Origin of the sequence: Actinomadura miaoliensis, assembly GCF_039536785.1 — a bacterium.
Taxonomy (GTDB): domain Bacteria; phylum Actinomycetota; class Actinomycetes; order Streptosporangiales; family Streptosporangiaceae; genus Spirillospora; species Spirillospora miaoliensis.
Window position 1 is genome coordinate 1 of record NZ_BAAAZG010000059.1, and the last position, 7374, is coordinate 7374.

A 7374-nucleotide genomic window follows, 5' to 3' on the forward strand; every position below is an offset into this window, starting at 1 on the left:
CCAGGCCCGCCACGGACGTCGCGGCGAACGCGGCGGCCGCCGACGCCGCCAGCGCCGGGCAGGCCAGTGCGCGGCGCCGGGCGCCACGGGCGTCGAAGGCACGGATCGGCTCGCCGAGGTGCCTGCGGGCCGCCTGTTCCAGCACGGACGAGGGGAAGGGCACAAACATCCGCCTACCCCAACAAGGGCGAAGGAAATCACCGCCCGGGAAATCACCGTCCCGGTCAGGTCGCCGACCGCGCCCACGTCCAGGCGTACTCGGGGTCCTCGCAACGGCGCGCCGCCGCGCCCAGCAGCAGCGGCCGGAACGTGTCGATCATGACGGCCGTCTCGGACGTCGTGGTGTGGCCCTGCCGGACGGCCTCCACCACCGCCTCGACCGCGCCCGGCTGCGGCCCGTGGGTGAACCCGGACGGATGCAGCGAGATCGAGCCGATTCCGATGCCCGAGCCCTTACGGGCCGAGTAGTCGCCCCCCACGTAGAACATCATTTCGTCGGAGTCGACATTGTGGTGGTTGTAGGGAATCGGAACGGCGTGCTCGTCGAAGTCCAGCGGACGGGGGCAGAACGAGCAGATCACAAAACCCGTGCCTTCGAACGTCTGGTGCACGGGCGGCGGCGCGTGGGTGCGCTTCACGATCGGTTCGAAATCGCGGATGTTGAACGCGTACGGGTACAGGTAACCGTCCCAGCCGACCACGTCGAACGGATGGTGCAGATACGTCAGCCGTGACAGGCCGCCCCTGTTGCGGACCAGCACCGGCACCTGCTCGCCCTCCACGCGCAGGGGTTCTGCCGGGGCGCGCAGGTCGCGTTCGCTGTAGGGGGCGTGCTCAAGGAACTGCCCGTACTGCGACAGGTACCGCCTGGGGGGCCGTACGTGCCCGCGCGCCTCCACGACCAGCGCGCGCAACGGCTGCCCCTGAGACGGTACCCAGCGGTGGATCGTCCCGGTCGGGATGACGACGTAGTCGCCCTCGGCCACGTCGAGGGCGCCGTAGGTGGACTCGAAGCGCGCGGCGCCCGTCTGGACGTAGACGACCTCGTCCCCCATGGAGTTCCGGTACAGCTCGCTGGGGGCGGTCGCCGCCGCGAACGCCATGCGCACGTCGTCGTTGCCGAACAGCAGGTGCCGTCCCGTCACCAGGTCGCCGCCCGCGGGCAGGTCCTGGGTGCGGTACGCGCGGGGCTGCAACGGCTGGTTGGGCGCCAGATCCCGCTGGGCGCCCGCGCCGTCCTCGACGCCTTCGCTCTTGATGATGCCCGTGGGGGCGTAGCGGTGGTAGAGGAGGCTGGAGTCCGAGGAGAAGCCCTCCTCCCCCATCAGCTCCTCGGCGTACAGACCGCCGTCCGGGCGGCGGAACTGCACGTGACGCTTGCGCGGAATGTCGCCGACGGCCCTGTAGTACGGCATGGCAGCCCTCCTCGGGGGCGCTCCTCGCCCGGGTACGTGTCGCCCATAACGTGCGTCCCCGCGTGTGACGTACCCAGTCCGCGCCGATGCTCGCGAAGATAGGGAGGACCGCCCGGCCCCCGCCGGGCCGGTCCGTTCACCGACCCCGGTCCACGCCCCGAGACGAGCCCACATGTCGACTGATCGCTCCGGCCAGCCGGACGCTCCCCGCGGCACGGCCCTGCGCCGCCTGCTCACCGCAGCCGCCGGCCTGGCCGTCACCGCGCTCGCCGCCTGCGCCTTCGTCCTGACCTACGACGTGCTGCGCGACCTCGCCCTGGCCGGACGCGTGCCGCGCCGCTGGGCCTGGGCGTACCCGGTCATGACCGACGTGACGGTCGTGGTGGTCATCCTGTCGCTGGTGGTCGCACGGCACGCCCGCTGGTGGTCGCGGTTCGTCCGCTGGACGCTGCTGGCCGCGCTGCTGGCGGGCATGGCCGCGATCGGCGTGCAGCACGCCGTCTGGGGGCTGGCGTCCCTCCCGGACGACCGGTTGCGCGCGGGCGTCGCGATCGCCCCCGAGGCCATGCTGATCATCGGCGTCTGGCTGTGGCTGACCATGTTCCGCCATCTCCGCACCGAGAGCCGCCGACCCGCGAAGGCCCCCGCCGAGACGGCGGAGCCCGTCGCCCCCGAGCCCGTGGAGCCGCCTCCCATTCCGTGGGACGAGCCCGCGCCCAAGTCCTTCGTGCCCGCCGCCGCCGTCGCCGCGACCGAACAGCTGGAGCCGCCCCCCGTCCTTCGGGACGAGCCCGCACCGACGCTGACCGTGCCCACGGCCGTCGCCGCCCGACCCGAGCCCGAGCCGGAGCCCGAACCCGAGCCGGAGCCGGAGCCTGAACCGGAGCCCGAACCGGAGCCGGAGCCGGAGGCCGGAGCCGAGGCGAAGACGGCGGAGATCCCCCTCCCGGACGAGGACACCGAGCTCACACACGTCGACCGCGCCGAAGATCCCGACGCCGGAGACGACACGGCCACCACCACGCGCGCGTTCGTCCCCGCCGGGGACGCCGAGCCCAACGGCGACGCCGGCCGCTCCGACGACCTGCCCATCTGGGACTGGAACCCGCCGTCGGGCTCGCTCCGCAGCTCCCCGACCCCGCCCGGAGACGCCGAGCGAGGCGCCTGAGCGACCGGCGGCCGGCCGCCGCAGGCCGGGCCGACCTGATCCGGCTGGGCCTGATGGATGATCGGGATCCCGGGGAAGATACGGCTCATGACGAGCGAATCATGGGTCGCGGGCAGCGCCGGCAGCGGTTTCGGTGTCGACAACCTGCCGTACGGGGTGTTCTCCCGGCGCGGCGAGCTGCCGCGCGTCGGCGTGGCCATCGGCGCGCACGTCCTGGACCTGGCCGGGCTGGCGGCCGCGGGACTGGTCGACGACCGCCGCTGGTTCGCCTCCGGCTCGCTCAACGCCTTCATGGCGGCCGGACGCGCCGCCTGGCAGGCCAACCGGGCGCGGCTGACCGAACTGCTGACCGACGAGACGTACCGGGACCGCGTCGAACCGCACCTGGTGCCCCGTGCCGACGTGGAATTGCTGCGTCCGGTCGAGGTCGCCGACTACGTTGACTTCTTCTCGTCCGAGCACCACGCCGCCAACGCCGGGCGGATCTTCCGCGCGAACGGCGACCCGCTCCCGCCCAACTGGAAACGGCTTCCGGTCGCCTACCACGGCCGCTCCGGCACCGTGTACGTCTCGGGGACGCCGGTGGTGCGTCCCTGCGGGCAGCGTTTCACCGCCCCCGGCGAAGCCGAGCCGTCCTACGGGCCCTCCCTGCGGCTGGACTTCGAGGCGGAGGTGGGCTTCGTGGCGGGCGTGCCGTCACCGCCGGGCCGCCGCGTGGGCACCGAGGCGTTCCGCGACCACGTGTTCGGGTTCCTGCTGGTGAACGACTGGAGCGCGCGCGACATCCAGTCCTGGGAGAGCCGCCCGCTGGGCCCGTTCCTGGCCAAGTCGTTCGCCACGTCGATCTCGCCCTGGGTGGTGCCGGTGGCCGCGTTGGAGGCCGCCCGCGTCACCCCGCCCGCGCAGGACCCCCCGCCCCTGCCCTACCTGCGGTGCGACGAGCCGTGGGGGCTGGACCTGTCCCTGGAGATCCTCATCAACGGCCACGTGGTCGCGCGTCCGCCGTTCGCGCTGATGTACTGGACGTCACCGCAGCAGCTCGCGCACGCCACGGTGAACGGCGCGTCCCTGCGCACGGGCGACCTGTTCGCGTCCGGGACCGTCTCCGGCCCAAAACGGGAACACCGCGGGTGCCTGCTGGAACTCACCTGGAACGGCACCGAACCACTGGACCTCGCCGACGGCACCCGGCGCGCCTATCTGGAGGACGGCGACACGGTCACCATCCGGGCCACCGCCCCCGGCGCCACGGGGGCGCCGCTGAGTTTCGGCGAGGTGACGGCCACCGTCCTTCCCGCGATGCCCTGACCCGTGGGATCGGGCTCGTGGGATTGGGCTCGGGGATCAGGCTCGGGGGAAGACCAGGGCGGTGGCCATGGCGGCCAGGCCCTCGCCCCGGCCGGTCAGGCCCAGGCCGTCGGTGGTGGTGGCCGAGAGGCTGACGGGGGCGCCGCCCAGTGCCTCGGTGAGGATCTTCTCGGCCTCGGCGCGGCGGCGGCCCACCTTGGGCCGGTTGCCGATGACCTGGACGGCCACGTTGCCGATCGTGTAGCCGGCCTCGTCGACGCGGCGCGCCACCTCGTGCAGCAGGTCGACGCCGGAGGCGCCGGACCAGCGCGGGTCGCTGGTGCCGAAGACGGCGCCGAGGTCGCCCAGTCCGCAGGCCGACAGCAGGGCGTCGCACGCGGCGTGCGCGGCGACGTCGCCGTCGGAGTGGCCGGCCAGGCCGGGCCCCTCTCCGGGCCATTCGAGCCCGGCGAGCCACATCGGCCGGTCCGTGGAAGCGAACGGGTGGACGTCGGTTCCGACGCCCACCCGTGGGGACTTCGCGGTCACCTCAGCTGGCCAGTACCTCGTCCAGCAGGGCCTCGGCCTTGTCCTCGTTGGTCTTCTCGGCCAGCGCGAGTTCGCTGACCAGGATCTGGCGGGCCTTGGCGAGCATCCGCTTCTCACCGGCCGACAGGCCGCGTTCCTTGTCGCGGCGCCACAGGTCGCGGACGACCTCGGCGACCTTGTTGACGTCACCGGATGCGAGCTTCTCCAGGTTCGCCTTGTAACGCCGCGACCAGTTGGTCGGCTCTTCGGTGTAGGGTGCGCGCAGCACCTCGAACACCTTCTCCAGACCCTCTTGGCCCACGACATCGCGAACGCCGACCTCTTCGACGTTCTCCACTGGAACCTGCACTGTCAGGTCGCCCTTGTCGACCTTCAAGACCAGATAGGTCTTTTCCTCACCCTTGATGGTGCGAGTCTCGATGGCCTCGATCCGAGCAGCCCCATGGTGGGGGTAGACGACGGTGTCGCCGACCTGGAAAGTCATGTGACAAGTACCCCTTCCGCTAGAACAAGGGTAGCACGGACCCGTCGGTGGCCGCACCGACCTTAAGGACAAATGCGCAGGTCAACCCCTTAATTGGGGTCTTGACAAAGGCCGTGAAAGGTGCATGACCGGCGCATACCGCAAGCGAAACCCGGGGCCGACATCCATCGGATCACACCCCGGCGTATCAGTGAAGAGAGCGCACGGCAACCCCCTGCCGTCCCGGCCCGGGCGGCCCATACTGGGAGGTGAACATGCCGGGCCGCGCGGGTACGAAGCGCCCGACACGGAAGAAATGGGGCACGAGGGGCGAGCGCTCCGCACGGGCGACCGTCCCGGGACACGGCGACCGAGGATGTGAGGTGCGGCGTGAGGCCAGACGGCGACCCCGAGCCCGACGACTACGGGCTGCCCCCTGTCGACGTCGTGGTGCCCGACGACGCCCGCGAACTCGATCGCGACGTCATCGCCTACCGGCGCGAGGAGCGCCAGCGGCGGCGGCGCGAGCGGATACGGCGGCTGACCCGGCCGTTCACCCGGTACGGCATCGCGATCCCGATCATCGCGGGCGCGCTGCTGGTCGCGCTGGCCAGCGGGGTGCTGATGACGGCGTTCGGGCCGCGTCCGACGCCGCGTCCCAGCACGCCCATGCTGGCCCCGCATCCCACCGCCGCCCCCGGCCGGATCGGCGGCTACCTGCCGGACGCCCAGGTCGCGCTGATCGGCCGCGAGCGCGCCCGGATCCCGCTGCGCGACCTGCGCCCCGGGGTGATCGTCATCGTGCCGCCAGAATGCCGCTGCGAGGCTCTCGTGGCCGAACTGGCGGCCCGCACCCAGGAGTTCGAGCTGCGGCTCTGGATCACCGCCGACCGCCGCGCCGACAAGGCCAAGCCGGACGAGGCCGTCCGGCGCCTGCGCCAGCTGGCCGGGGCCGCCCACCACGGCACGGCGGTGCTCGTGGACGACACCGGCAACGTCCTGGCCGGCACCTATGCCCCGCCCGTCGCGTCCGCGAGTCCGACGGCCACCGCGTCCGGTGCCGCGCGGCCGTCCGGCGCACCGTCCGCCGCACCGTCCGCCGCGCCGACCGCCGCGCCGACCGCCGTCCTCGTCGCGCCGGACGGCGTCGTCACCGAGGTGCTGCACGCGCCGCAGCCGGGCCCGGACCTGACCAACAAGATCAAGGCGCTGTCGTAACCCGGGGCGCGGTCCCGGACGCGCCCCTCAGGCGCGCACCGACCGGGCGGCCGACGAGGCGTTCCACGCCGAAGGCACCCCCAGAACGCAGTCACCTGCGAGACCTCGCTACGCTTCCCCTGGCGCTGTAGCGCCGTCCGTACCCCGGAACGCGGGGGTCGTGCCTCCTGCGCACACCACCGCCACGCCTTCCAGACGCCCTTTCGCGAGGAGTTAACGACGCCGTGATCCGAGACAGCCGTCGAGTGGTCGCACTCGCCATCGCGGGTGCCGTCGCCATCGCGCCGGTGCTTTCCGGCTGCGGCGCCGGCAGCGAACCCCAGACCGCCGCGCCCACCCAGCTGACCGAGGGCGTCAACGCCTCGGTGCCGAAGGGCGCGAAGATCCCGCAGGTCGACGTACGCAACATGTTCCTGCTGGGCCCCAAGCCCGGCATGCAGTTCGGCCCGGGCAGCTCGCTGCCGCTGTACGCGACGATCATCAACCAGGTCAGGGGCCGGCAGGACCGCCTGGTGAGCGTCTCCTCGCCCGCGTTCGCGCAGGCCCGCATCGCGGGCGGCGCCGTGGTGCTGCCCGCCGCGCAGGAGAACGGCGTGGCCACGGCCGTGACGCTGAACGGCGGTGCGGCCGAGCCCGGCGCCTCCGCGAGCCCGAGCGCCCCCGCCAAGCCGAGCGGCTCCCCCGAGCCCGGCGCCGAGTCGCCCCGTCCGGGCGCGAGCCCGTCGGCGACGAAGGAGGGCGGCGCCGAGGAGCCGACGGCCACGCCTCGCGCCACGGCCACGGCCACGGCACAGGAAGAGCGCACCACCTCGCCGTCGCCGTCCGCCGGTGAGCAGACCGGGGCTCCGCAGACCACCGCGCCCGGCCAGCCCGCCCCCGAGCCCGTCCCGGCCGGCAAGGGCTCCGTCGTGGTGCTGACGAGCCTGAACCGGCAGCTGATCGGCGGCGAGGTGTTGCCGGTGACGCTGCGGTTCGAGCACGCGGGCAGCATCGAGGTGAACGTCCCCGTGATCCCGCAGCAGGGCGAGTTCAGCACCTATGCCCCGGTGTCCGGCGGGTCGCCGCTTCCGGGCGCCACCGCCACGTCGTCCGCCCCGGCGAGCCCCGCCCCCGGCGGCCACGAGGGCGCGCCCGAGCCGACCGGCGGCGCCACGCCCGCGGGCGGTGCCGGGCACGAGTCCCCGGCGGCCGAGACGTCGCAGAGCCCGGCTGCGGGCCACTGACACGCCGCGAGCGGCCCTGAGGGCGCCTCAGGGCCGCTCAGAACGCGAAAC

7 protein-coding genes are annotated in these 7374 nt (G+C 73.2%); 4 read left to right on the forward strand and 3 right to left on the reverse strand.

The window, feature by feature from the left end; all coding sequences use genetic code 11:
* Window positions 1-224 precede the first annotated feature (224 nt).
* On the reverse strand, window positions 225-1415 hold the full coding sequence (locus ABD811_RS36670; RefSeq protein WP_344956982.1) for a homogentisate 1,2-dioxygenase: 1191 nt from the start codon (window positions 1413-1415) through the stop codon (window positions 225-227).
* A gap of 172 nt (window positions 1416-1587) precedes the next feature.
* On the opposite strand from ABD811_RS36670, the gene ABD811_RS36675 reads away from it, so the two are divergent.
* Window positions 1588-2583, forward strand: coding sequence for a hypothetical protein (locus ABD811_RS36675; protein WP_344956984.1), 996 nt, complete (start codon window positions 1588-1590; stop codon window positions 2581-2583).
* Window positions 2584-2670: 87 nt separating this feature from the next.
* Window positions 2671-3891 (forward strand): fumarylacetoacetase, encoded by a 1221-nt coding sequence (gene fahA, locus ABD811_RS36680; RefSeq protein WP_344956986.1) that lies wholly within the window; start codon window positions 2671-2673, stop codon window positions 3889-3891.
* Between the two features lie 36 nt (window positions 3892-3927).
* Here the strand turns inward: fahA and ispF are convergent, their stop codons facing one another.
* Both ispF and ABD811_RS36690 read right to left on the reverse strand, forming a co-directional pair.
* The gene (gene ispF, locus ABD811_RS36685) at window positions 3928-4398 is read right to left on the reverse strand and encodes a 2-C-methyl-D-erythritol 2,4-cyclodiphosphate synthase (RefSeq protein ID WP_344956988.1); all 471 of its coding nucleotides are present in this window, start codon (window positions 4396-4398) and stop codon (window positions 3928-3930) included.
* 22 nt (window positions 4399-4420) lie between these two features.
* Window positions 4421-4903 carry a CarD family transcriptional regulator gene (locus tag ABD811_RS36690; RefSeq protein WP_067910339.1) on the reverse strand — a complete coding sequence of 161 codons (483 nt, stop codon included), beginning with the start codon at window positions 4901-4903 and terminating at the stop codon, window positions 4421-4423.
* A gap of 369 nt (window positions 4904-5272) precedes the next feature.
* Between ABD811_RS36690 and ABD811_RS36695 the strand changes: the two genes are divergently transcribed.
* Together ABD811_RS36695 and ABD811_RS36700 are read left to right on the forward strand one after the other, a co-directional pair.
* Window positions 5273-6100, forward strand: a complete 828-nt coding sequence (locus ABD811_RS36695; RefSeq protein WP_344956995.1) for a hypothetical protein — start codon at window positions 5273-5275, stop codon at window positions 6098-6100.
* 224 nt (window positions 6101-6324) lie between these two features.
* The gene (locus tag ABD811_RS36700; protein WP_344956997.1) at window positions 6325-7323 is read left to right on the forward strand and encodes a hypothetical protein; all 999 of its coding nucleotides are present in this window, start codon (window positions 6325-6327) and stop codon (window positions 7321-7323) included.
* Window positions 7324-7374: the final 51 nt, after the last annotated feature.

Excerpts from the sequence above, each read along its gene's own strand:
- ABD811_RS36690 (WP_067910339.1), bottom strand. The coding sequence starts at position 4,903 with ATGACTTTCCAGGTCGGCGACACCGTCGTCTACCCCCACCATGGGGCT.
- ABD811_RS36670 (WP_344956982.1), bottom strand. The coding sequence starts at position 1,415 with ATGCCGTACTACAGGGCCGTCGGCGACATTCCGCGCAAGCGTCACGTG.
- fahA (WP_344956986.1), top strand. The coding sequence starts at position 2,671 with ATGACGAGCGAATCATGGGTCGCGGGCAGCGCCGGCAGCGGTTTCGGT.
- ABD811_RS36675 (WP_344956984.1), top strand. The coding sequence starts at position 1,588 with ATGTCGACTGATCGCTCCGGCCAGCCGGACGCTCCCCGCGGCACGGCC.